The sequence below is a fragment of the Bradyrhizobium sp. USDA3516 genome, from assembly GCF_057651995.1.
The window spans coordinates 342085-364563 of the sequence record NZ_JBYGYN010000007.1 but is presented as its reverse complement, the minus strand read 5'-3'; the positions used below and the strand labels follow the sequence as shown (position 1 = coordinate 364563).

The following is a 22479-nucleotide window of genomic DNA, read 5'->3' as shown; positions in this document are numbered from 1 at the left end:
CCCGCACGTCCTGCAGCCGACCTGAGGCCGGCCGCAACTCGACTTTCTGACGCTTCGAACAACCAACGGCTTTGGGAGGCCCCCACGCCGAGCCCCCGCTCGCGCCTGGGTCAAACATGGTGAACAGGGGGATTGAGCGATGATCATCAGCATTGTCGGCGGCGGCGCAACCGGCATCACGATCCTGCGTCATCTGGCGGAGCTCGCCGCTTCGGGACGGGACAAGGGTGCCGTCAGCGGCATCCAGCTCTTCGACAAATCGGGCTTCGACGGCGGCGTAGCGTACCGTACGGAGAGCGACCGCCATCTCCTCAACATGAAGGCGGGGAAGATGTCGATCCGACCCGGCGACGCCGAGGAGTTCTTGCGCTGGGCCCAGGCGTACGGCCTCGACTGCGGCCACAACGATCATCTGCCTCGGATGGTCTATCGCGACTATCTGGACACGGTCCGCAACGCGGCGATCGAGCAATGCCGCAGTGCCGGCGTGCCGGTACACATCGAGCAGGCGGAAATCATCCGCATGCGGCTCTCGCCGGATGGCGCCGTCCTGCTGACCACCGACCGCAACATCACGCACATCTCTTCCGTCATGATACTTTGCACGGGTCACAACGCGCCCGAGGATCATTACGGTCTCGGAGAGCACCCGAACTACATTCGCGACCCCTACGCCCAGTTCAGTTTCACCGACCGCGACGACACCGAGATCGGCATCCTCGGAAGCGGCCTGAGCGCGGTCGACACCGCGATGGCGCTGGCGAAGACGCATGATCATGTCAGGATGGTCTGCTTCTCGCGAAGCGGCCTGTTCCCCACGGTCCAGCCGGTCGCGATGCCAGCAATCACGAGCGATTTCCACGACGCTCTGCATCGCTACGTGGTCGGCCGCAAACGGATCCAGGCGGATGCGTTCGCCCACCGCCTTTCCGACCTGCTGGTCGAGATCACCGGCCTCGATTGCGACCTGTCGTGCCGCGATATCTCCAGTGATGCGCTCGCCGACCTCGAGCGCAATATCGCGGAGGCGGAGACCAGCCAGCCGAACGTCCACTGCTACCTCGCCAGCATCGCCAACGTTGTCTGCGAAGCCTGGAGCAGGATGGACGAGGCCGAGAAGGCACGGTTCATGGAGGTGTACAATTCCGGCTGGCTCCGCAACCGGTCGGCAATGCCGATGGAGAACGCGATCCGGATCCGCGATCTGATGCGGTCGGGACGGCTATCGGCATACGCCCGGCTCCGCAATGTGACTGAGTTCGGCGACCGCTTTCGCGCACATCTCGGCGGCGGCGAACATCGCGACGTCGATTGCATCATCGACGCGACGGGTCCGTCCTATCGGCTGGACACCAGCCCGCTCTATTCGGACCTGCAGCGGCAGGGCCTCGTCACGCTCGATCCGCTCGGCGGCGTTCGCTGCAGCTACGACGACAGTCGCGTCCTCGACCGCCACGGCAATCCCTATCCGAACGTTTACGCCGTCGGTGGTCCGACCAAGGGCGCGCACTTCTTCGCCGGCGCCGTCGACATCAACATGCATCGCGCCGAGGCCGTGGTCGATTCGATCCTCAACCCGAAAGGCTCGCAGATGAGCACCATCCCGACGTCCCTCGAAGAAACCGATCGCCTGGCCGATCTCGTGCGCCGTGACCATCCCTCGCTCGACACGATGGTTCTGGTGCCGGACGGCAAGTTCCAGAACAGGCCGGCGGCGCTCGATGAGCTGATGTGGGAGGTGAGGGACTGCCTCGGCCGGGCGTTCCGGAGCTGGTCGCCTGAGGACTTCCCGACACTCTACTGCGCATGGGGGCGCTGCCGTGTGGGTTCGACCGCGCTCACCAATCTCTTCGGCCTGGCGGGCATGCCCTCATACTTCCAACCAGTGAAGGTCGTACTGCGCCACCGGCTCCTTGGAAACGCGGGCGAGCCCTGGGCCGTGCCGCAGGCCTCCGAGCAGCCGCATATCTTCAGCAAGGAGATGGCCGGGCCCTACGTGCTGGCCGAAAGCCTGTTCCTGCCGCTCCAGCCGCTGATCGAGGCCGGCTGGCCGGCCGAGAAGCTCCACATGATCATGCTCGACCGCGACCCCGCGAGCTCGCTCGCCTCCTGGCTCGAGAAATGGTCGGACCGCGTTCCGGAAGATCGCCTGATCCAGAACTACGTGATCGCGTCGTTGAACGCGCTTCGCGTCGAGAGTTATGCGAGGCGGCACGGCGTGCCGGTCACGCATTACGTTTATGAAGCCAGCAAGGACGCCACCGGATCGGTACGAAAGCTGTTCGACCGGCTCGGCCTCGGCCTCCGCTACACCGAGAGCGCGGTCACCGACTGGCGCGACCGCGGGCAGATCGAATCGAAGGGCTCGGGCGTCACCTTCCTCAGCGAGCCCAAGGTCTACACGGTGTCCGGCCTGCACGGATCCGACACCGCCTATCGCTACCGCAGCCGCAAGACGACCTCGCTGAACGAGGCCCAGCTCGAGCTGATCGGGCGTTATGGCATCGACGACATGTATCGCGCCTCGGTCGCGGCCTGCATCAGCGACCTCTCGCTGGACGTCGACACCGCCGTCCGCCTGTTCGGCGACCGCCTGGGTACAGCCGCATGACCGGACAGACCGATTCCGTCACGATCGACACGCCGGTGCGCATCGTCTCCAGCGAGGCGCTCGTCCCCCGCAGCCCCACCAACCATCTTCGACGGCTGGAGGCGGAAAGCATCCACATCCTGCGAGAGACGGCGGCCGAGTTCCGCAAGCCGGTCATGCTGTATTCCATCGGGAAGGACTCCTCGGTGCTGCTGCATCTGGCGATGAAGGCCTTCGATCCCGGCAAGCCGCCGTTTCCGCTGCTGCATGTCGATACGACCTGGAAGTTTCGCGAGATGATCGCGTTTCGGGACCGCCGTGCGCGCGAGCTCGGCCTCGAGCTGATCGTCCATACCAACAATGACGGATTGAGCCAGGGCATCGACCCTTTTAGCCACGGCTCGGCCCGCTACACCGACATCATGAAGACGCAAGCGCTGCGACAGGCGCTGGACTTCCACGGCTTCGACGCCGCGATCGGAGGGGCGCGGCGCGACGAGGAGAAGTCGCGCGCCAAGGAGCGCGTGTTCTCGCACCGCAGCGCGGCGCATCGCTGGGATCCGAAGAACCAGCGGCCGGAGCTGTGGGGCTTGTACAATACGAGGCTCGCGCCCGGCGAGAGCATGCGGGTGTTTCCGCTGTCGAATTGGACCGAGCTCGACGTGTGGGACTACATCCTGCTCGAGGACATCCCGATCGTTCCGCTCTATCTCGCAGCGTCGCGCCCCGTGGTCGAGCGCGACGGAGCATTGATCATGGTGGACGACGAGCGGATGCCGCTGCAGCCAGGCGAAGCGCCGCAATGGCGCTCCGTCAGGTTCCGCACCCTCGGCTGCTATCCTCTCACCGGCGCAACGAGCTCGACGGCGGCAACCCTGCCCGAGATCGTGCAGGAGATGATGGCATCGCGCAGCTCCGAACGACAGGGACGCATGATCGACCGGGACAGCCCCGCATCGATGGAGCGCAAGAAGGCGGAAGGTTATTTCTGATGTCCTATCACGAGGCACCGACGATCACCGCGGCCGATGCGCCGCGGCTCGAACAGGACGATCGCCCGACGCTGCGTTTCGTCACCTGCGGCAGCGTCGACGACGGCAAGAGCACGCTGGTCGGCCGGCTGCTCTACGATTCGAAGACGCTGCTCGACGATCAGCTCGACGCCCTCGCTTCGGAGAGCAAGACCGCCGGCACCACCGGCGGCGACCTCGATTTCGCGCTGCTCGTCGACGGGTTGCAGGCGGAACGCGAGCAAGGCATCACCATCGACGTAGCCTACCGCTTCTTCGCCACGAAGCTGCGCCGCTTCATCGTCGCGGACACGCCGGGACATACGCAGTACACGCGCAACATGGCGACCGGCGCCTCCAATGCCGATCTTGCCGTGGTGCTGGTCGATGCGCGCAAGGGCGTGATCACGCAGACGCGCCGCCACAGCCACATCCTGTCGCTGCTCGGCATCCGCCACGTCGTGCTCGCCGTGAACAAGATGGACCTGATCGGATTCGACGGCGATCGCTTCGCTTCCATCACGGCCGAATACCTGACTCTGGCCGGCCAGCTCGGGATCTCCCAGGTCCAATGCATCCCGGTCGTGGCGCCCGACGGCGACAACATCGTCGCTGCGAGCACGCGCATGTCCTGGTACACGGGGCCGACCATTGCGGCCTATCTGGAAGCCGTGGACGTCGCCGGCGACGCCTCGCAGCAACCGTTCCGGCTGCCGGTGCAATGGGTGAGCCGGCCGCATGCGGATTTTCGCGGCTTCTGCGGACGGATCGCGAGTGGAACGATCGCAGTGGGCGATGCCGTTCGCGCGCAGCCGTCGGGACACCAGACCCGCATCGCGCGCATTCTCACGCCCACCGGCGAACGCGATCACGCAAGGTCGGGTGAGTCCGTCACCCTCACGCTCGCCGACGAGATCGACGTCAGCCGCGGCGACGTGCTGACCGCCGGAGCTGCAGCGCCGGTGTCGGATCATCTCGCGGCTCATCTCGTCTGGTTCGATGGCGAGGCCATGGCCGCCGGCCGCCGCTATCTGCTCCGGTGCGGCACCGCCTCGACGGGCGCGGTGATCACGACGCTCGAGCACCGGATCGCCATCGACACCATGGCGCGGGAAAGCGCCACCACGCTCGGCGTCAACGAGATCGGCTATGTCCATCTCGATCTCGACCGCCCGCTGGTGTTCGAGGCCTATCGCGATAACCGCGAGATGGGCAGCTTCATCCTGATCGACCCGATCAGCCATCGCACCGCCGCGGCGGGAATGATCGACATGTCGCTCCGCCGCGCCACCAACGTTCACTGGCAGCGGCTTGCGGTCGACAAATCCGTACGGGCCCGGCTGAAGCAGCAACGGCCCTGCGTGCTCTGGTTCACGGGGCTGAGCGGCGCCGGCAAATCGACCATCGCCAATCTCGTCGACAGCCGGCTTGCCGAGCTCGGGCGCCATGCCGCGTTGCTCGACGGCGACAATCTCCGTCACGGCATCAACCGCGACCTCGGCTTTTCCAATGCGGAGAGAACGGAGAACGTCCGGCGCGTCGCTGAAATCGCGGGGCTGTTCGTCGATGCCGGCTTGATCGCGCTGGTGGCGCTGATCTCGCCGTTCCGCAGCGAGCGCGAGCTGGCGCGTCAGCGGCTCGAAGCGGGCGAGTTTATCGAGATCCATGTCGCGACGCCGCTTGCCGAATGCGAGCGCCGCGATCCCAAGGGGCTCTATCGCAAGGCTAGGTCGGGCCAGCTGCCGGCATTCACCGGCATCGACGCCCCCTACGAAGCACCGTTGGCGCCCGACATCACCATCGACACCTCGGAACTGACGAGCGAGGCGGCCTGCGAACGCATCATCCGCTACTTGCGAGAGCACAATTACCTGTGACGACCGGGACGAGTTCTGCCGGCGTTATCCAGCCGCTCCGACTGCAAGCTCAGAAGTCGGAAGCGATGCCCTTGCGCTCCCAATCGCCGTAGCGGGTGGGCTCGGGCCCCTGCGGCCCCTGCAGCTCCTTCGTCTTGGTCTCGGCCTTGGCCTCATCCTTGGCCTTGGCGGCCTGCCGGCGCGCCTCGGCCTCGGCCAGCGCACGCTGGGCGGCCGGCGACAGCGGCTTGCGATCGGGAACGGGAGATTGGTCGCTCATCGCCCGGCTTTCTAGCTCAGGACCGGACGCAATGCGATGCCCAATAGCGCATTCCTGAAATCGGCTCGGGGCGCTGAAAAATCCGCAAGCGATTCTTACATTTGGCATATTCGCGTGTCAGAGATCGCCTTCTCAAGGCATGCGCCCATCGCGGCGGAACTGCCGCTCGTTCAGAACCTTGCTTCCGCATGCCATCTCAACGTTTCGTCCCTCCATCCGAAGTGCCTGGTCTTGCGGCACGGCGGATTGCCGCCGACATCGTCGACGGTGTTCTGCACAAGCACCGCACGCTCGACGACCAGCTCGACGGCAGCGGCGCCCATCCCGGGCTGAAGACGCTGGCCGACCGCGACCGCGCGCTGATGCGGCGCCTGGTCGCCACCGTCCTGCGCCGGCTCGGCACGCTCGGCCATGTGCTGTCCCGTTTGCTCGACAAGGGTGTTCCCTCCGACGCGCCACGCGCACAGAGTGCATTGCTGATCGGCGCCGCGCAGATCCTTTGGATGGACGTGCCGGATCACGCCGCGGTCGATCTCTCCGTCCGCCTCGTGCAATCCGACCGCCGCGCCGCGCGCTATGCCGGGCTCGTCAATGCCGTGCTGCGCCGCTGTGCGCGCGAGGGCAAGGCGCTGGTCGAGGAAGTCGCGACGCAATCGCTGGATCTGCCGCCATGGCTGCTCGCGCGCTGGAGCGCGCATTATGGCGAGGCGACCGCACGGGACATGGCATCGGCGCTCGGCCACGAGCCCTCGCTCGATCTCACGGTGAAATCGGATCCCGCCCAATGGGCGAGCCGCCTGCATGGCGAGACGTTGCCGACGGAAACGGTGCGGATGCTGCTGCACGGGTCGGTGACCATGCTGCCCGGCTTCGCCGAAGGACAATGGTGGGTGCAGGATGCTGCCGCCGCGTTGCCCGCCCGGCTGTTCGGCGACGTCAAAGGCAAGTCGATTGCCGATCTCTGCGCCGCCCCCGGGGGCAAGACCGCGCAGCTGGCGCTATCGGGCGCGCATGTCACGGCGATCGACCGCTCGCCCGCACGGGTGGCGCGGTTGCGCGAAAACCTGGCGCGGCTGTCGCTCCAGGCCGAGACCGTCGTCGCTGACGCCGTCGAATGGGCCGGCCCGGCCGAGGCGTTCGATGGTATTCTGATCGATGCGCCCTGCACCTCCACCGGCACGATCCGCCGTCATCCCGACGTCGCATGGCTGCGGCAGGAGTCCGACATCGCGCCCCTGGCCGCGCTCCAGCAGCGGCTGCTGCGCAAATCGGTGTCGCTGCTCAAGCCGGGGGGGACGCTGGTCTATTGCACCTGTTCGCTGGAACCCGAGGAGGGCGAGCAGGCGGTAGCGGCACTGCTCGCCGCCGAGCCCGCGCTTCGCCGCGCTCCGATCGTGGCATCGGAGGTTGCGGGCCTCGACGAAATCCTCAACCGGGACGGCGACCTGCGCACCCTGCCCTGCCATCTGCCGAACGCCGATCCCAAGCTCGGCGGGCTCGACGGATTTTTCGCGGCCCGGCTCGTTAAATCCTGATTTTGCACTGGATTTTGCGACCGCGGCGCCGATTTGCACCGTTCAAGGTGGTGTCAGGCGTCCGATTTTGGGATTAATAAGGATTCGTCACTGATCCTCTCCCCCATCAAGGCAAGGCGTGTCGGTCGCTCAACGCAGACGTATCTCGACGCTGGTCATGAACCGCTTCGCGCGGAACGTGCTCGCGCGCGCGAGCGGCGGTTCCGTTGTGCTGTCGCGGGTCTGGCCGGGCCGCACCGATCGGCTGATCATCGCGCCGCACGACCTGCGGACCGCGGATGCGACCCGCGCCGCCGAGATCTATGCCGGCCGCTTCGTCTTCGCCGGCAAGATCGTCAATTGCCACGGCCGCTCGATCTTCGATCTCGAGCCGCCGTCGGAGGATTGGGAGGTTGCGCTGCTCGGCTTCGGCTGGTTGCGGCACTTGCGCGCCGCCGATACCGCGCTGACGCGGGCGAATGCGCGCGCGCTCATCGAGGACTGGATCGCCAACCCCGCCAACAAGCGCCGCCCCGTCGCGCGACGTGCCGACGTGCTGGCGCGGCGCGTGATCTCGCTGCTGTCGCAGGCGCCGCTGGTGCTGAGCGAGACCGACAACAAGTTCTACCGCCGTTACTTGCGCGCCCTGGCGCGCGAGATCCGCTTCCTGCGCTACACCATGGTCGACATTCCGGACGGGGTGCCGAAGCTGCAGGTGCTGATCGCGCTGTGCTATGCGTCGCTGTGCCTCGCCAACCAGACGCGTCACATCCGCACCGCCTCGAAGAAGCTGTCCGACGAATTGCAGCGGCAGATCCTGCCCGATGGCGGCCACATCTCGCGCAATCCGGGCGCGCTGATCGAGCTCTTGATCGACCTCTTGCCGCTGCGGCAGACCTTTGCCGCGCGTAATATCGCGCCGCCGCCGGCCCTGCTCAATGCGATCGATCGCATGATGCCGATGCTGCGTTTCTTCCGGCACGGCGACGGCAATTTCGCCCTGTTCAACGGCATGAGCGCGACCTCGTCCGACCTGCTCGCCACGCTGCTCGCCTATGACGACGCCCACGGCGCGCCGATGGCGAACATGCCGCATACCGGCTTCCAGCGCCTCGACGCCGGCCCGACCACCGTGATCATCGACACCGGCCCGCCGCCGCCGGCCGGCGTCAGTCACGACGCCCATGCCGGCTGCCTGTCGTTCGAACTGTCCTCCGGCATCAGCCGTATCGTCACCAATTGCGGCATGCCGACCACCGGCCGCGACAATTGGCGGCCGTTCGCACGCAGCACGGCGGCGCATTCGACGCTGACCTATCACGAGACGTCGTCATGCCAGTTCGTCGAGATGTCGGCGATGAAGCGGCTCCTGCACGGCGCGCCCGTCACCAGCGGCCCCGTCGAGGTCGAGAGCTATCGCGAAATCGTGCAGAACGGCACGCTGCTCACGACCTCGCATGACGGCTATCTCGCCAAGTTCGGCGCGATCCACCGCCGCGTGCTGATGATCGCCAATGACGGCGCGCGCATCGACGGCGAGGACACGCTGTCGCCGCCGCAGGGCGGGCGCTTCAAGGGTGCCGATGCCGATTTCGCGCTGCGCTTCCATCTGCATCCTGCGGTGAAGGCGAGCCGGCTGTCCGATGCGCGCGGCGTCATGCTGGTGCTGCCGAACCGCGACGTCTGGACCTTCGAGGCATTGGACGACAAGGTCGATCTCGAGGACAGCGTATTCCTGGCCGGCAATGACGGCCCGCGCCGCACCGCCCAGATCGTGATCCGTCAGAACGCCCGTCAGGCCCCCTCGATCCGCTGGAGCTTTGTCCGCTCCACCGCCTCGCCAGCGGTGACGAATGCCCGCCGCAACGCCCGGCGCGAGCCGGAACTTCCGTTGTAAACAGGCGCGAGCCGGCCCTATCTCGTCGTTGTGAAAAGCGGCGAAAGCTGCTATCGAGCGCTCGCTCGCGCGACTGGCGACCTTGGATGGAGCACCATCGGGAAGCGCGGGGCATAGTAGCCGCGCGCCTGGGCATAGACACTCCCTGAACAGAGGATCTTGCTCATGACTGACCAACCCCGCCGCGTCACCCGCGCCCTTCTCTCCGTCTCCGACAAGACCGGCCTGATCGAGTTCGCCAAGGCGCTCGCCGCGCACGATGTCGAGCTGGTTTCCACCGGCGGCACCGCGAAAGCGATCGCCGCGGCCGGCCTCAAGGTGAAGGACGTCTCCGACCTCACCGGCTTCCCCGAGATGATGGACGGCCGCGTCAAGACGCTGCATCCGAAGGTGCATGGCGGCTTGCTCGCGATCCGCGACAACAAGGACCATGCGGAGGCGATGAAGGCGCATGGCATCGCGCCGATCGACCTGTTGGTCGTCAATCTCTATCCGTTCGAGGCCACCGTCGACAAAGGCGCTGGCTTCGAGGATTGCATCGAGAACATCGACATCGGCGGCCCCGCGATGATCCGTGCCGCTGCCAAGAACCACGACGATGTCGCCGTCGTCGTCGAGGCACAGGACTATCAGGCCGTGCTCGACGAGCTCGCCGCCAACAAGGGCGCGACCACGCTGAAGCTGCGCCGGCGGCTCGCCGCAAAGGCCTATGCCCGCACTGCGGCCTATGACGCCGCTATCTCGAACTGGTTCAGCCGCCAGCTCGAGATCGACGCGCCCGACTTCCGCGCTTTCGGCGGCCGGCTGATCCAGTCGCTGCGCTACGGCGAGAACCCGCACCAGACCGCCGCGTTCTATGCGACGCCGGACAAGCGCCCCGGCGTCTCCACCGCGCGGCAGCTCCAGGGCAAGGAGCTCTCCTACAACAACATCAACGACACCGATGCGGCCTATGAATGCATCGGCGAGTTCGACGCCAAGCGCACCGCGGCGTGCGTCATCGTCAAGCATGCCAATCCCTGCGGCGTCGCCGAAGGGCCGAACCTCGTCGAGGCCTATCGCAGGGCGCTGGCCTGCGATTCGACGTCCGCGTTCGGCGGCATCATCGCGATGAACCGCGCCCTCGACGCCGATACCGCGCGCGAGATCACCAAGATCTTCACCGAGGTGATCATTGCGCCCGATGCCAGCGAGGAGGCGATCGCCATCATCGGCGGCAAGAAGAACCTGCGCCTGCTGCTCGCCGGCAGCCTGCCCGATCCGCGCGCGCCGGGCCTCACCGCCAAGACCGTTGCCGGCGGCCTGCTCGTGCAGAGCCGCGACAATGCCGTGGTCGATGACATGACCTTCAAGGTCGTGACCAAGCGTGCACCGACCGATGCCGAAATGCGCGACCTGAAGTTTGCATTCCGCGTCGCCAAGCACGTCAAGTCCAACACCATCATCTACGCCAGGGATCTCGCCACCGTCGGTATCGGCGCGGGCCAGATGAGCCGGGTGGATTCAGCGCGGATCGCGGCGCGCAAGGCGCAGGATGCGGCAGCCGAGCTGAAGCTCGCCGAGCCGCTCACCAAGGGGTCGGTCGTGGCCTCGGATGCGTTCTTCCCGTTCGCCGACGGCATGCTCGCCTGCATCGAGGCCGGCGCCACCGCCGTGGTTCAGCCCGGCGGCTCCATGCGCGACGACGAGGTCATCAAGGCCGCCGACGAGCACGGCATCGCCATGGTGTTCACGGGCACGCGGCACTTCAGGCATTGAGATCATCGACTCGTCATTGCGAGCGAAGCGAAGCAATCCAGTCTGTCTCTGCAGGAAAGGTCGGGAATGCTTCGTCGCAAGTGCTCCTCGCAATGACGAGGATAGAGCTGCGTGGTGCAGCTACTCCCGCACCCGCATCAACAGCCCCAGCCCCGCGACGAAGAACACGACGAGCACGGCCATGCCGGCCTTCTGGCTGGCGGTCAGCGCGGTGACCAGGCCGATCAGGAGCGGGCCGATGAAGGACGTCACCTTTCCCGTCAGCGCGAACAGGCCGAAATATTGCGCGATGCGATCCTTCGGCGCGAGATGGATCAGCAGCGTGCGGGAGGCGGCCTGGAGCGGGCCGCCGGCTGCGCCGATCAGGCAGCCCAGCACGAGATAGGCGCGCTCGGCCGCACTCGAGAACAGGGCAGCGCCGGCTTGCGCCGGCGCGGTCTTGACGAACAGGACGCTGTCCTTGTCGACCAGAAGAATTGCGGCCACCGACAGCAGCAGCACCAGCAGGCTGCCGGCGATGACGCGCTTCGGCCCGAGGCGGTCATCCAGCTTGCCACCGAGCCAGGCGCCGAGCGCGCCGGCAATCGCGAGCATGATGCCGAACGTCCCGATCTGGATGGTGTGCCAGCCGAACGTGCCGGCGGCATAGATGCCGCCGAAGGCGAACAGCGACACCAGACCATCGGTATAGATCATGTTGGCGAGCAGGAATGCCGCGAGCGATTTTTGTCGCGGCAGACTCTTGATCGACTGCTTCAGCTCCGACAGACCCTCGCGCAGCGCCTCGCGCAGCGGGCGCTTCGCCGGATAATCCGGCGTGAACAGGAACATCGGCGCCACGAAGATGATGAACCACAGCGCCGTGAGCGGGCCGGCGGCACGGTCGCCCTGACGCGTCGCGGGATCGAGCCCGAACAACGGCGGGAAGCCGAGCAGCGTGCGGCCGGTCTCGGGATTGGCCGCGAGGAAGCCGAGCACGATGATCAGACTGACGATGCCGCCGATGTAGCCCGTGGCCCAGCCGGTGCCGGAAAGCCGTCCGATCCGTTCCGGCGGCACCAGGGTCGGCATCATCGCGTTGTTGAAGAGCGTGGCAAATTCCGCACCAACGCTGGCGAGCGCAACTGCGGTGAGCACCAGCGGAATGACGGCATGATCGCCGGGCTTGCCGATCCAGAGCGTGCAGGACGCCAGCACCAGCACCGTACCGAAACCTGCGATCCACGGTTTCCTGCGGCCCGAAGCGTCGGCGATGGCGCCGAGCACCGGCGACAACAGCGCGATCGCAAGGCCCGCGGCCGCCATCGCAAAGCCCCACAAGGATTGACCGGCGGCGGGATTTGGCGCAATGGCCGTCGCGAAATAGGGCGCGAACACGAAGGTCGTGATCAGCGTGAAATAAGGCTGCGCAGCCCAGTCGAAGAAGATCCAGCTGACGACGGCAGCGCGGGGCGGATAGGACCGCTGCGCGCCGGCCATACGCACATCCGGGGCGATCGTCGTCATCAGGCGGTCCTCATCACGAACAGTTTTGCCTCTCTTCGAGCAAACGGTATAGCATTGCCGCGAGGCGTGTGAACTGGCCCGAGGCCGCGGCGGAAAATTTGACGATGTCATATTCGACACGGCGGACATTCTTCGCCTTCACAGCCATTCTGGCGTTCGCTCCCGCGACCGCTCAGGATGCGCGGCAGGGCTATGTTCCGCCGGCACGCGAAGCGGTGCGCGCCGTCGCCGCCGAGCACGGCATGGTGGTGGCGCAGGAGAAGATCTCCGCGCAGATCGGCGCCGACATCCTGCGGCGCGGCGGCAATGCCATCGACGCTGCGGTCGCGACCGGCTTTGCGATGGCGGTGACCTATCCGCGCGCCGGCAACATCGGCGGCGGCGGCTTCATGGTGATCCATTCCGCCGATCGCAATGAAGACATCACGATCGACTATCGCGAGACCGCGCCGGCCGCCACCACGCCGCAGATCTTCCTCGGCGCCGACGGCAAGCCTGACGCGGCGAAGTCACGGGATTCCGCGCTGGGCATCGGCGTGCCCGGCACCGTCGCCGGCCTCGCGCTCGCGCTCGAGAAATACGGCTCGGGTCAGTTCACGCTGGCGCAACTGCTGGCGCCCGCGATTGGGCTTGCACGCGATGGCTTCATCGTCAGCGACGACATGGCCGATACGCTGCCGAGCTGGCACCGGCGGCTGGCGCGCTGGCCGTCCTCGGCCAAGATCTTCTCGCGTCCGGACGGCACGCCGCTGGGGGAAGGCGATCGGCTGGTGCAGAACGATCTCGCCGAAACGCTGGCGGCGGTCGCCGCACAGGGACCGCGTGGCTTCTACGAGGGTCCGGTCGCCGAGAAGCTCGCCAAGGCCGTGACCGATGCCGGCGGCATCATGACGCCGGCCGACCTCAAGGCCTACCAGCCGGCCGTCCGCACGCCGGTGCGCGGTAGCTACCGCGGCTATGACATCGTCTCGATGCCACTGCCCTCATCCGGCGGCGTCGTGCTGATGGAGACGCTCAATATCCTCGAGGGCTTTCCTCTTGCCGATCTGAAGCAGGGATCGGCGGCATCGCTGCATCTCTTGATCGAAGCCATGAAGCGCGCTTATGCCGACCGCGCCCGCTATCTCGGCGATCCCGCCTTCGTCAACGCTCCGATCGAGACCCTCGTCGCGAAGGACTATGCCGCGAAGCTGCGCGCGAACATTTCCCCGGAACGCGCCACGCCCTCGAAGGAGCTCGTGTCGGCTCCTGCCGCGCCGCGCGAGGGCAGCAACACCACGCATTTTTCCGTCGTCGACGCCCGCGGCAACGCCGTCAGCAACACTTACACGCTGAACTTCAGCTACGGCGTCGGCCTCGTCGCCGACGGCACCGGTGTGCTGCTCAACAACGAGCTCGACGATTTCACCGCGGCAATCGGCGCCTCCAACGCCTATGGCCTCGTCGGCTTCGAAGCGAACCTTCCCGGACCCGGTAAGCGGCCGCTGTCGTCGATGTCGCCGACCATCGTGCTGAGGGACGGCAAGCCGGTGCTGATAACGGGCTCGCCCGGTGGCAGCCGCATCATCTCGACCGTGCTTCAGGTGATCGTGAACGTGCTCGACTACAAGATGGATGTTGCGGCCGCCGTCGCAACGCCGCGGCTGCACCACCAATGGCTGCCGGATGAAGTACGCGTCGAGCGCGGCTTTCCCGAGGGCGTGCTGCTCGAGCTGAAGGCGATGGGGCACCTCGTCGTCGAGCCGATGGGGCAGACATCGGCGAATTCGATTCTGGTGACGCCGAACGGAACGCTGGGCGCAGCCGATCCGCGCACGCGCGGCGCGGAGGCGGCGGGGCAGTAACGTGCTCCCGGAATGTCGGGGTAGAAACTTTACCGTCCGACCTGATACGGCCCGCCCTTCTCCAGTGCGCGCGCATATGCAGGCCGCGCGTGGATACGCTCCAGGAACGCCATCGCCTTGGGATGGCCCTGCTCGAGCCCACCGCGGGCTTGCGCCGCTTCGAGCGGAAAGCTCATCTGGATGTCGCACGCGGTGAACTCGCTGCCGGCGAACCACTCGCTCTTCGCAAGCTCGCCCTCCCAATAATCCATGTGCTGCTTGATCTGCGGATTGACCAGCGCGGTCAGCGCCTGGTTGGAGACCTTGCGCACCAGCGGGCGCAGCAGGGCCGGCGCGCGCTTCGGCATCAACGTGAACAGCAGCTTGAGCAGCAGCGGCTGCATCGCGGATCCTTCGGCATAGTGCAGCCAATAGGTGTAGCGCAGACGCTCCGGCGTGTTCGGCGGGGGGATCAGCCGTCCGTTCCCGTAGGTGGCGATGAGATATTCGATGATCGCGCCTGATTCGGCGATGGTGTTGCCGTTGTCGGTGATGACCGGCGATTTGCCGAGCGGATGGATGGCGCGCAGTTCCTTCGGAGCGCGCATGTCCGGCTGGCGCTGATAGCGCACGATCTCGTAGGGAACGCCCAGCTCCTCGAGCAGCCACAGCACGCGCTGCGAGCGGGAATTGTTGAGGTGGTGAACGGTCAGCATCGCGGGTCCCCGGGGCTAGGCGTGATCGGCCGTTCGTGCCAGCCCGGGGACACAATGTCGAGCCATCGGGATGGGTATTTTCACCCGGGTATATTGACGTCCGGAATTTACCCGGGTATTAAGCTCGCCAACGATACTCAATATGGCAATGATTCCAATGCAGAAGATTTTCACCGCATTCCAGGGACAACGCCGCCTGGTATCCGGCCCGGCAGGAGAGGTCGCGCTGGTCGTCAAGCGGGTGGCGCCACAGCCGGACGAGCCCATCATCATTTTCGAGGATGCCACAGGCCGATCGATCGACTTCGATCTGCGCGGTGGAGATCGCGAGGTGCTGGCGCGCCTGGCGAAGCTTGTCCCGCCGCAATCAACCGAAGTGACCGAACACCCGACGGAGCCGCGCGGGCGTGGCCGGCCGAAGCTCGGCGTGGTCGCGCGCGAGGTGACGTTGCTGCCGCGGCACTGGGAGTGGCTCAACGCACAGGCCGGCGGCGCTTCGGTCGCGCTGCGCAAGCTCGTCGACGAGGCCAGGCGCGCCAGCGGCGACAAGGACCGCGAGCGGCAGGCGCGCGATGCGGCCTACCACTTCATGTCGACCATGGCCGGCGACCTGCCGCAGTTCGAGGAAGCCTCGCGCGCCCTGTTCGCGGATGACCGGCGACGCTTCACCGGCCTGATCGCCGACTGGCCGACTGACATCCGCGACCACGTCGTCAAGCTCGCCTACAGCGACCGCGCTTAAACCGCGCGCCGCTTCTCACGACCCATCGACGGCCGAGCCGCGCATTGCGCGGCAACGGCTTCGCACGCCCTGATGAAAGGCCAATGCCATGTCTTCCGCAAAGCCGCTCTGGACCACATTCCTCCGCTTTCTCGCACCCCTGATGCTGAGCAACGCGCTGCAATCGCTGTTCGGCACCGTCAGCAACGTCTATCTCGGCCAGATGATCGGCGTCGATGCGCTCGCGGCGGTCTCGGCGTTCTTCCCCGTGATGTTCTTCCTGTTCGCCTTCGTCATGGGACTGAGCACCGGCGCCACCGTGCTGATCGGCCAGGCCTTCGGCGCCGGCGAGCATGGCCAGATCAAGATCATCGTCGGCACGACACTCGCCGTAGGCCTGCTGCTCTCGATTGCGATTGCACTCGTTGGCGGGATCTTCAGCCGGCCCTTGATGGTCATGCTCGCCACGCCCGCGGACATTCTCGATGAAGCCAGCGCCTATGCGCGCATCATGCTGTTGACCATGCCGCTCGGCTTCATCTTCCTGCTGACGACGGCGATGATCCGCGGCGTCGGCGATGGACTGACGCCGCTGCTGGCGCTGGCCTTGTCGACGGCGATCGGCCTGATCCTGACGCCGATGCTGATCCGCGGCACGCTCGGATTGCCGGCCGTCGGCATCACCAGTCCGGCCTGGGCGGCTGCGATCGCGAACACGCTCACGCTGATCGTACTGGCCGCCTATCTGCTGCGGAGAAAGCACGCGCTCGCACCGGACGCGATACTGCTGCGTCACCTGCGGCCGAACGGCGCCGTGCTCGGCAAAGTCCTCGGCATCGGCCTGCCCAGCGCGATCGGCATGGTGGTGATGGCGATCGCCGAGCTCGTGCTGCTCGGCCTCGTCAACGGCTTCGGCTCGAATGCCACCGCGGCCTATGGCGCCGTCAACCAGGTGATGGGCTACACCCAGTTCACCGCGATGTCGATCTCGATCGCGGTCTCGATCCTCGGCGCCCAGGCCGTCGGCAGCGGCGACCGGGCCCGGCTCGACGGCATCGTGCGGATGGGCCTTGCGTTCAATATCGGCCTGACCGGCGGGTTGGTGGCGCTGATCTACCTCGCGCCGCGCGCGGTGCTCGGCGTCTTCATCACTGACGGCGCCGTGCTGGATCTGGCGAAGGGATTGCTCAACATCGCCTTGTGGAGCTCGGTGCCGTTCGGGCTCGCCACGGTGTTCTCTGGCGCGATGCGCGGCGCCGGCGTCGCATTGACGCCGATGCTGCTGTCGATCTTTGCGATCGCCGCAATCGAGCTGCCGGCCGCAATCATCCTCAGCCGCACCGTCGGCCTGACCGGCGTGTGGGCTGCCTATCCCATCGTATTCTGCGCCATGTTGATTCTGCAGATGGGCTATTACCATCTGGTGTGGCGCAAGCGGGCGATCCAGCGCCTGATCTGATGGTCAAAGTATTATGACCATCATTAAACGATGGACCTGTGGCGCGCGCTGCGCCACAATGGAGGAAAAGCCAACTCAGAAAGCCAAACTCAGAGTGCCAAGTCAGGGAGAATGATTTTGACCCGCACCGCCCCGCAATTCCTGTTCGATTTCGGCAGCCCCAACGCCTATCTCAGCCATCTGGCGATTCCGGCCATCGAACAGCGGATCGGCGTCAAGTTCGAATATGTGCCGATCCTGCTCGGCGGCATCTTCAAGTCGACCAACAACAGGTCGCCGGCCGAGACGCTCGCCGGCATCAAGAACAAGCGGGAGTTCCAGCAGATCGAGACCGAGCGCTTCATCAAGCGCTTCCATGTCCAGCCTTATGTCTGGAATCCGCACTTTCCCGTCAACACGCTGAACCTGATGCGCGCGGCGATCGCGGCGCAGCTCGAGGGCGTGTTCGAGCAGTATGTCGAGGCCGCCTTCCACCACATGTGGCGCGAGCCGAAGAAGATGGATGATCCTGAAATTGCGGCGAAGGCGCTGGGGTCGTCCGGGCTCGACGCCCAGAAGCTGCTTGCCCGCAGCCAGGAACCCGAGGTGAAGGCCAAGCTGATCAAAAACACCGAGGAGGCGGTCGCCCGCGGCGCGTTCGGTTCGCCGACTTTCTTCGTCGGCAACGAGATGTTCTTCGGCAAGGAGCAGCTGCGCGAGGTCGAGGAGATGGTGAAGGGAAAGTGAAGTGCGCGAATGGCGAGTAGCGAATAGCGAGTGGAAATCGCGCCCACTATTCGCTACTCCCTATTCGCCATTCGCCAATAACAAAAGCGGAGTTCTCCCATGCGCATCCTCGTGGTCGGCGCCGGCGCCATCGGCGGCTATTTCGGTGGCAGGCTGTTGCAGGCCGGCCGCGACGTGACCTTCCTGGTCCGGCCGCGCCGCGCCGGCGAGCTCGCGAGCGCCGGTCTCGTCATCAAGAGCCCGAACGGCGATGTGACCTTGAAGAACCCGCCGACGGTTCAGGCCGAGGCGCTCAAGGACAAGTTCGACGCGGTGCTGCTCAGTTGCAAGGCGTTCGACCTCGACGATGCCATCACGTCGTTCGCCCCGGCGGTGGGGCCGGACACCGCGATCATCCCGATGCTCAACGGCATGAAGCATCTCGACACGCTGGATACGAGGTTCGGCAAGGAGCGCGTGCTCGGCGGCCTCTGCGCCATCGCCGCGACGTTGAACGAGAAGCGCGAGGTGGTGCAGCTCCAGCCGATGCAGTCGATCAGCTACGGCGAGCGCGACGGCACGATGTCGGACCGGGTGAAGGCGATCGACGAGGCCTTCAGGAGCGGCATCAATGGCGCCAGCGCCAGCCAGAACATCATGCAGGACATGTGGGAGAAGTGGGTGTTCCTGTCCTCGCTCGCGGCAAGCACCAGCCTGATGCGGACGTCTGTCGGCAACATCCTCGCCGCGCCCGGCGGCCGGGATTTCCTGCTCGGCATGCTGGATGAGACCAGCGCGGTCGCCACCGCGTCTGGCTATCCGCCAGGCGGCCCGTTCTTCGAGCGCGTGAAGGGCAACCTCACCACTGAGGGCTCGCCGATGACGGCCTCGATGTTCCGCGACATCAAGGCCGGCCAGCCTGTCGAGGCCGACCATGTCATCGGCGATCTCATCGCACGCGCAGATGCGGCCAAGGTGCCGGTGCCGAAGCTGCGCATCGCCTATACGCATCTGAAGGCGTATGAGAGGCAGCGGGCGGGGTAGGGCGCAGCCACACATTCGGTGCCGTCCCGGGGCGGGCGGAGCGCGAGCCCGGGATGACGGCTGCGCTTGCCGCAACACCCCGCGCTATTTCAAATGCGCGAGATAGTGCGAGACGGCGGTGATCTCCTCGTCGCTCATGTGATAGGCGACGTCGGCCATCGCGGCGACGCCGCCGCCGACACGCTGGCCGGCCTTGTAATCGTGCAGCGCCTTGACGAGATATTCCTCGCGCTGGCCGGCGAGCCGCGCCACCGCCTTGGTGCCGGCATAGCTGTCGGTATGGCATGAGGCGCAGCGGCGGCCGGCGGCAACCTGCGCGCCCTTCTTCGACAGGTCGGGATCGTTGTCCTCGGGTCCCTTCGGCGGCGTCAGCGAGGCGAAGTAAGCGCCGAAATTGCGGATGTCCTCGTTGGTGATCCCTTCGACGATCGGCTGCATCTGATCGTTCTTGCGCGCGCCGGCGCGGAAGAACACCAGCTGCCATTGCAGGAATTGATCGGGCTGGCCGGCGAGCGAGGGGATGTTCTCGGTCTGCGAAATGCCGTTCTCGCCGTGGCAGCCGGAGCAGGCGGCGGCCTTCTCCTTGATCGCGGCATTGTCGGCGGCCTCGGCTGGCGCGAGCAGGAGCGCCGCAGACAGAATTCCAAACCGAACGACCCGCATGTCTCAATCTCTCCGGCCGTCATTGCCGGGCTTGACCCGGCAATCCATCCCTTTTGCAAAAAGTTTCTCGTTGATGGATGCCCGGATCAAGTCCGGGCATGACGAGCGTGTTCCATCGCAAGTCCGTCACAAGCAAAAGAGGCTGCGGCCGTCACCCGGTCGCAGCCTCTGCGTTACGTCGCGCTACTTCTTGCTGTAGCTGATGCGATAGATCGCGCCGGCCCAGTCGTCGGCGATGAGGATCGATCCGTCCTTGGCGATGACGATGTCGTTGGGACGGCCGAGATAGCCCTGGTCGCCCTCGAGCCAGCCGGAGGCGAAGACCTCCCGCTTCGGGTTCTTGCCGTCAGGTCCGACGATCACCCGCACGATCCGCGCGCCCTGGTACTTGTGGCGATTCCAGGAGCCGTGCTCCGCGATCAGGATGTTGTTCTTGTAGTCGGCGGGGAACTGGTCGCCGGTGTAGAACTTCATGCCGAGCGGGGCGACATGGGCACCGAGGTTCAGCACGGGCGGCGTGAACTCGGAGCATTTGTGGCCCATCGCAAACTTGTCGTCAGGCAGATTGCCCTGATGGCAATAGGGATAGCCGAAATGTTCGCCGATCCGGTTGATCATGTTCAGCTTGTCCGAGGGCAGATCATCGCTGATCCAATCGCGGGCATTCTCGGTGAACCAGAGCTTGCCGGTGCGCGGATCGACGTCGCCGCCGACCGAGTTGCGGACGCCAAGCGCCCAGATTTCGGCGTTGCCGGTCTTGGGATCGACGCGCCGGATCTGCGACACGCTGGTCGGCGGAATGCCGATGTTGAAGGGCGGGCCGAACGGCAGGAAGAACCAGCCTTCCTTGTCGACCGCAATGTATTTCCAGCCATGCGCGGCATAGGACGGCATGTCGTCATAGACGACCTTGCCCTGGCCGAGATTGTCGAGATTGGCTTCGGCGTTGTCGTAGCGGATCAGCTTGTCGACGGCGATGACGTAGAGCGCGCCGTCCTTGAAGGCGAGGCCGGTGGGCATGTTCAGGCCCTTGAGGACGGTCTTGACCTCTTTCTTTCCATTGTTGTCCTTGATGGCATAGACGTTGCCGAGGCCGAACGAGCCGACGAACAACGTGCCCTTGTCACCCCAGGCCATCTGCCGCGCGGCCAGCACGCCGGAGGCGTAGACCTCGATCTTGAACCCCGGCGGCAGCTTGATCTTCTTGACGATATTGGCGAGCTCGGCGTCGGAGGCCCCGGTCGGCGGGCCCGACGGCGGCGCGAGGCCCTTCTGCGCCTCGGTCTCGTCGCCGAGGAACCAGTCGTCCGGCGGATGGGTCCAGAACTCCTTGGTGCCGGAATCGTATTTCTTCAGCGGCTTGCTCTTGTCCTGTTGCTGCGCGTTGCCGGCGCCGGTCCCCGCGAGAAGGGCCACGGCTGCAAGCGCCAACACGGATCGATGGAACATCGATGTCATCGCATCACTCCCTAAGGCAGCCGTCAGGGCTGCGCGTTATTTTGTTTTGCTAGTCGAGAGGCGAAGTTTGAGCCCGTCGGGACGACAGACGCAAAAAGGTAGCACATCTGCCCACCGTGAGAAGCGCGCCGGATGCAGCGCGGCTGTGCTCATCAAAAATTGAGACGGAATGTCAATGAACGGATGAATGCTGCGACGACCGCGCTCTCGCTGCAACGCGGAATCAGAGGTGGGCATACAAAAAGTGCGAAAACAACCCCATGCACAGTAGAACGGCGCGAATTGGTCCGCTCGCGGTGACGCCGGACAGCCATTTGAAGCGTCGAGTAAAATAACGATTACGACGCGACGGGGTAGGGTCCGTCGTCGAACAGCGTGTCGTGGTAGCCTTTCGATCCGACCTCACGCGCCAGCGTGCTGCGGACATCGCGGCCATCTCGCAGGCTGCGCAGCACATGTGCGAAGTCGAATTCGGGTCGCCAGCCGAGCTCACGCCGCGCGCGCTCGTTGACATAGACCCGGTCGATCGCCGGGAAGAGCCGCCAGCCCCGCGCCGCATAGAGCTGCGCGCACTCCGGATAGAGCTCGCACACGACACCGACGGCATCGCGCGCAAGTGCGGCGAGATGGCGTTGCTCGAACGGACTCGTCGCCGAGACGATGTAGCGGGCGAAGCCGATCCCGGGCGCGCGATCGACGGCCAGCAAATGCGCGCTCACCGCGTCCGCGATGTCGAGCCGGCGGTAGAGCAGCTCGTTGGCCTGCGCGTTCTCCAGCGTGTAGGCCGACCGCACCGAGGGATCGTCGTCGTCCTCCGGAAAGAAGCGCGAGGTCCGCAAGGTAACGACCGGCAAGGCGCGCTCGCGAAAGAACAGCTCGCAGAGGTTCTCGGCCATCAGCTTGGTCGTGCCGTAGATGTTCTTCGGCACCGACGGCAGCTCCTCGGTGACCCACACTGCCGCCTGCCCCGCCTCGGGCCGCAGCTGCGCGCCGAACGCGCTGGTGGTGCTGGTGAAGACAAAACTCTTCACGCCGGCCGTCGCGGCCGCCTCGAGCAGGTTCAGCGTGCCGGTGACATTGGTGTCGACAAAGTCCTGCTTGGAGTGCGTCGCCACATGCGGCTTGTGCAGCGTCGCGGTGTGGATCACGGCGGTGATGCCGGCCATTTGGCGCCGCACGAAGCCGGAATCGACGATGGAGCCGACGGCATCGGTGAAGGGGGAGGGTTTGAGGTCAAGCCCGCGCACGGGCGAACCGCGCCCGCGGAGCGTCCGCAAGAGGGCCTCGCCGAGATGGCCTGCGCTGCCGGTGACCAGGATTGTCATATGAGAACCGAATGCACCAGCGGAAAACCTCCGTCCGTTCCGAAGCGTTTAGCCGACGTTTGCCGCGAAACTATCCCCTGGATGGAACAAGAAGCAAACAATTGACCGCGAAGACTGTTGGGGGGAATGTAGGTGCTCCCATGTCAATCCTGTA

The 22479-nt window shown here is 65.7% G+C and carries 17 protein-coding genes and 1 riboswitch; of the genes, 11 read left to right on the top strand and 6 right to left on the bottom strand.

What is annotated here, in order from left to right; genetic code table 11:
- Nucleotides 1–139 precede the first annotated feature (139 nt).
- From AC24YW_RS23445 to cysN, 3 genes are read left to right on the top strand one after another with little or no spacing between them, the layout of a single operon-like run.
- Nucleotides 140–2611 carry an FAD/NAD(P)-binding protein gene (locus AC24YW_RS23445; protein WP_487484910.1) on the top strand — a complete coding sequence of 824 codons (2472 nt, stop codon included), beginning with the start codon at nt 140–142 and terminating at the stop codon, nt 2609–2611.
- Nucleotides 2608–3582: a sulfate adenylyltransferase subunit CysD gene (cysD, locus tag AC24YW_RS23440; protein ID WP_487484909.1), complete on the top strand. Its 975-nt coding sequence runs from the start codon at nt 2608–2610 to the stop codon at nt 3580–3582. Before AC24YW_RS23445 ends, cysD begins: the two co-directional genes overlap by 4 nt.
- Complete coding sequence (gene cysN, locus AC24YW_RS23435; RefSeq protein ID WP_487484908.1) at nt 3582–5477, top strand: sulfate adenylyltransferase subunit CysN; 1896 nt, start codon at nt 3582–3584, stop codon at nt 5475–5477. Before cysD ends, cysN begins: the two co-directional genes overlap by 1 nt.
- Before the next feature lie 49 nt (nt 5478–5526).
- On the opposite strand, the gene AC24YW_RS23430 is transcribed toward cysN, so the two are convergent.
- Nucleotides 5527–5736, bottom strand: coding sequence for a DUF1674 domain-containing protein (locus AC24YW_RS23430; protein ID WP_487484907.1), 210 nt, complete (start codon nt 5734–5736; stop codon nt 5527–5529).
- A gap of 188 nt (nt 5737–5924) precedes the next feature.
- Here AC24YW_RS23430 and AC24YW_RS23425 point away from each other — a divergent pair, with 188 nt between their 5' ends.
- The 3 genes from AC24YW_RS23425 to purH all read left to right on the top strand — a co-directional run bounded on the left by AC24YW_RS23425 (nt 5925) and on the right by purH (nt 10905).
- Entirely contained in the window at nt 5925–7271 is a 1347-nt protein-coding gene (locus AC24YW_RS23425; RefSeq protein WP_487484906.1) for an RsmB/NOP family class I SAM-dependent RNA methyltransferase, read from the top strand.
- Between the two features lie 157 nt (nt 7272–7428).
- The gene (locus AC24YW_RS23420) at nt 7429–9147 is read left to right on the top strand and encodes a heparinase II/III family protein (protein WP_487484905.1); all 1719 of its coding nucleotides are present in this window, start codon (nt 7429–7431) and stop codon (nt 9145–9147) included.
- A 59-nt stretch (nt 9148–9206) separates the two neighbouring features.
- A riboswitch (ZMP/ZTP riboswitch) is annotated at nt 9207–9288 on the top strand.
- 24 nt (nt 9289–9312) lie between these two features.
- A complete protein-coding gene (gene purH, locus AC24YW_RS23415) occupies nt 9313–10905 on the top strand; it encodes a bifunctional phosphoribosylaminoimidazolecarboxamide formyltransferase/IMP cyclohydrolase (RefSeq protein ID WP_487484904.1) in 1593 nt (530 codons plus the stop codon).
- 120 nt (nt 10906–11025) lie between these two features.
- Here the strand turns inward: purH and AC24YW_RS23410 are convergent, their stop codons facing one another.
- Entirely contained in the window at nt 11026–12411 is a 1386-nt protein-coding gene (locus AC24YW_RS23410; RefSeq protein WP_487484903.1) for an MFS transporter, read from the bottom strand.
- 104 nt (nt 12412–12515) lie between these two features.
- Here AC24YW_RS23410 and ggt point away from each other — a divergent pair, with 104 nt between their 5' ends.
- On the top strand, nt 12516–14255 hold the full coding sequence (gene ggt, locus AC24YW_RS23405) for a gamma-glutamyltransferase (RefSeq protein ID WP_487484902.1): 1740 nt from the start codon (nt 12516–12518) through the stop codon (nt 14253–14255).
- 29 nt (nt 14256–14284) lie between these two features.
- Here the strand turns inward: ggt and AC24YW_RS23400 are convergent, their stop codons facing one another.
- Nucleotides 14285–14950: a glutathione S-transferase family protein gene (locus tag AC24YW_RS23400; RefSeq protein WP_487484901.1), complete on the bottom strand. Its 666-nt coding sequence runs from the start codon at nt 14948–14950 to the stop codon at nt 14285–14287.
- A 142-nt stretch (nt 14951–15092) separates the two neighbouring features.
- Between AC24YW_RS23400 and AC24YW_RS23395 the strand changes: the two genes are divergently transcribed.
- The 4 genes from AC24YW_RS23395 to panE all read left to right on the top strand — a co-directional run bounded on the left by AC24YW_RS23395 (nt 15093) and on the right by panE (nt 18879).
- A complete protein-coding gene (locus AC24YW_RS23395; protein ID WP_487484900.1) occupies nt 15093–15692 on the top strand; it encodes a DUF2239 family protein in 600 nt (199 codons plus the stop codon).
- 88 nt (nt 15693–15780) lie between these two features.
- Complete coding sequence (locus AC24YW_RS23390) at nt 15781–17130, top strand: MATE family efflux transporter (RefSeq protein WP_487484899.1); 1350 nt, start codon at nt 15781–15783, stop codon at nt 17128–17130.
- Between the two features lie 117 nt (nt 17131–17247).
- Nucleotides 17248–17856, top strand: a complete 609-nt coding sequence (locus tag AC24YW_RS23385) for a 2-hydroxychromene-2-carboxylate isomerase (protein ID WP_487484898.1) — start codon at nt 17248–17250, stop codon at nt 17854–17856.
- 99 nt (nt 17857–17955) lie between these two features.
- A complete protein-coding gene (gene panE, locus AC24YW_RS23380) occupies nt 17956–18879 on the top strand; it encodes a 2-dehydropantoate 2-reductase (protein ID WP_487484897.1) in 924 nt (307 codons plus the stop codon).
- Nucleotides 18880–18963: 84 nt separating this feature from the next.
- On the opposite strand, the gene AC24YW_RS23375 is transcribed toward panE, so the two are convergent.
- The 3 genes from AC24YW_RS23375 to AC24YW_RS23365 all read right to left on the bottom strand — a co-directional run bounded on the left by AC24YW_RS23375 (nt 18964) and on the right by AC24YW_RS23365 (nt 22325).
- On the bottom strand, nt 18964–19542 hold the full coding sequence (locus AC24YW_RS23375; RefSeq protein WP_487484896.1) for a c-type cytochrome: 579 nt from the start codon (nt 19540–19542) through the stop codon (nt 18964–18966).
- Between the two features lie 183 nt (nt 19543–19725).
- Complete coding sequence (locus AC24YW_RS23370; RefSeq protein ID WP_487484895.1) at nt 19726–21000, bottom strand: PQQ-dependent sugar dehydrogenase; 1275 nt, start codon at nt 20998–21000, stop codon at nt 19726–19728.
- Between the two features lie 338 nt (nt 21001–21338).
- Nucleotides 21339–22325 carry an NAD-dependent epimerase/dehydratase family protein gene (locus tag AC24YW_RS23365; RefSeq protein WP_487484894.1) on the bottom strand — a complete coding sequence of 329 codons (987 nt, stop codon included), beginning with the start codon at nt 22323–22325 and terminating at the stop codon, nt 21339–21341.
- Between the last annotated feature and the right edge of the window lie 154 nt (nt 22326–22479).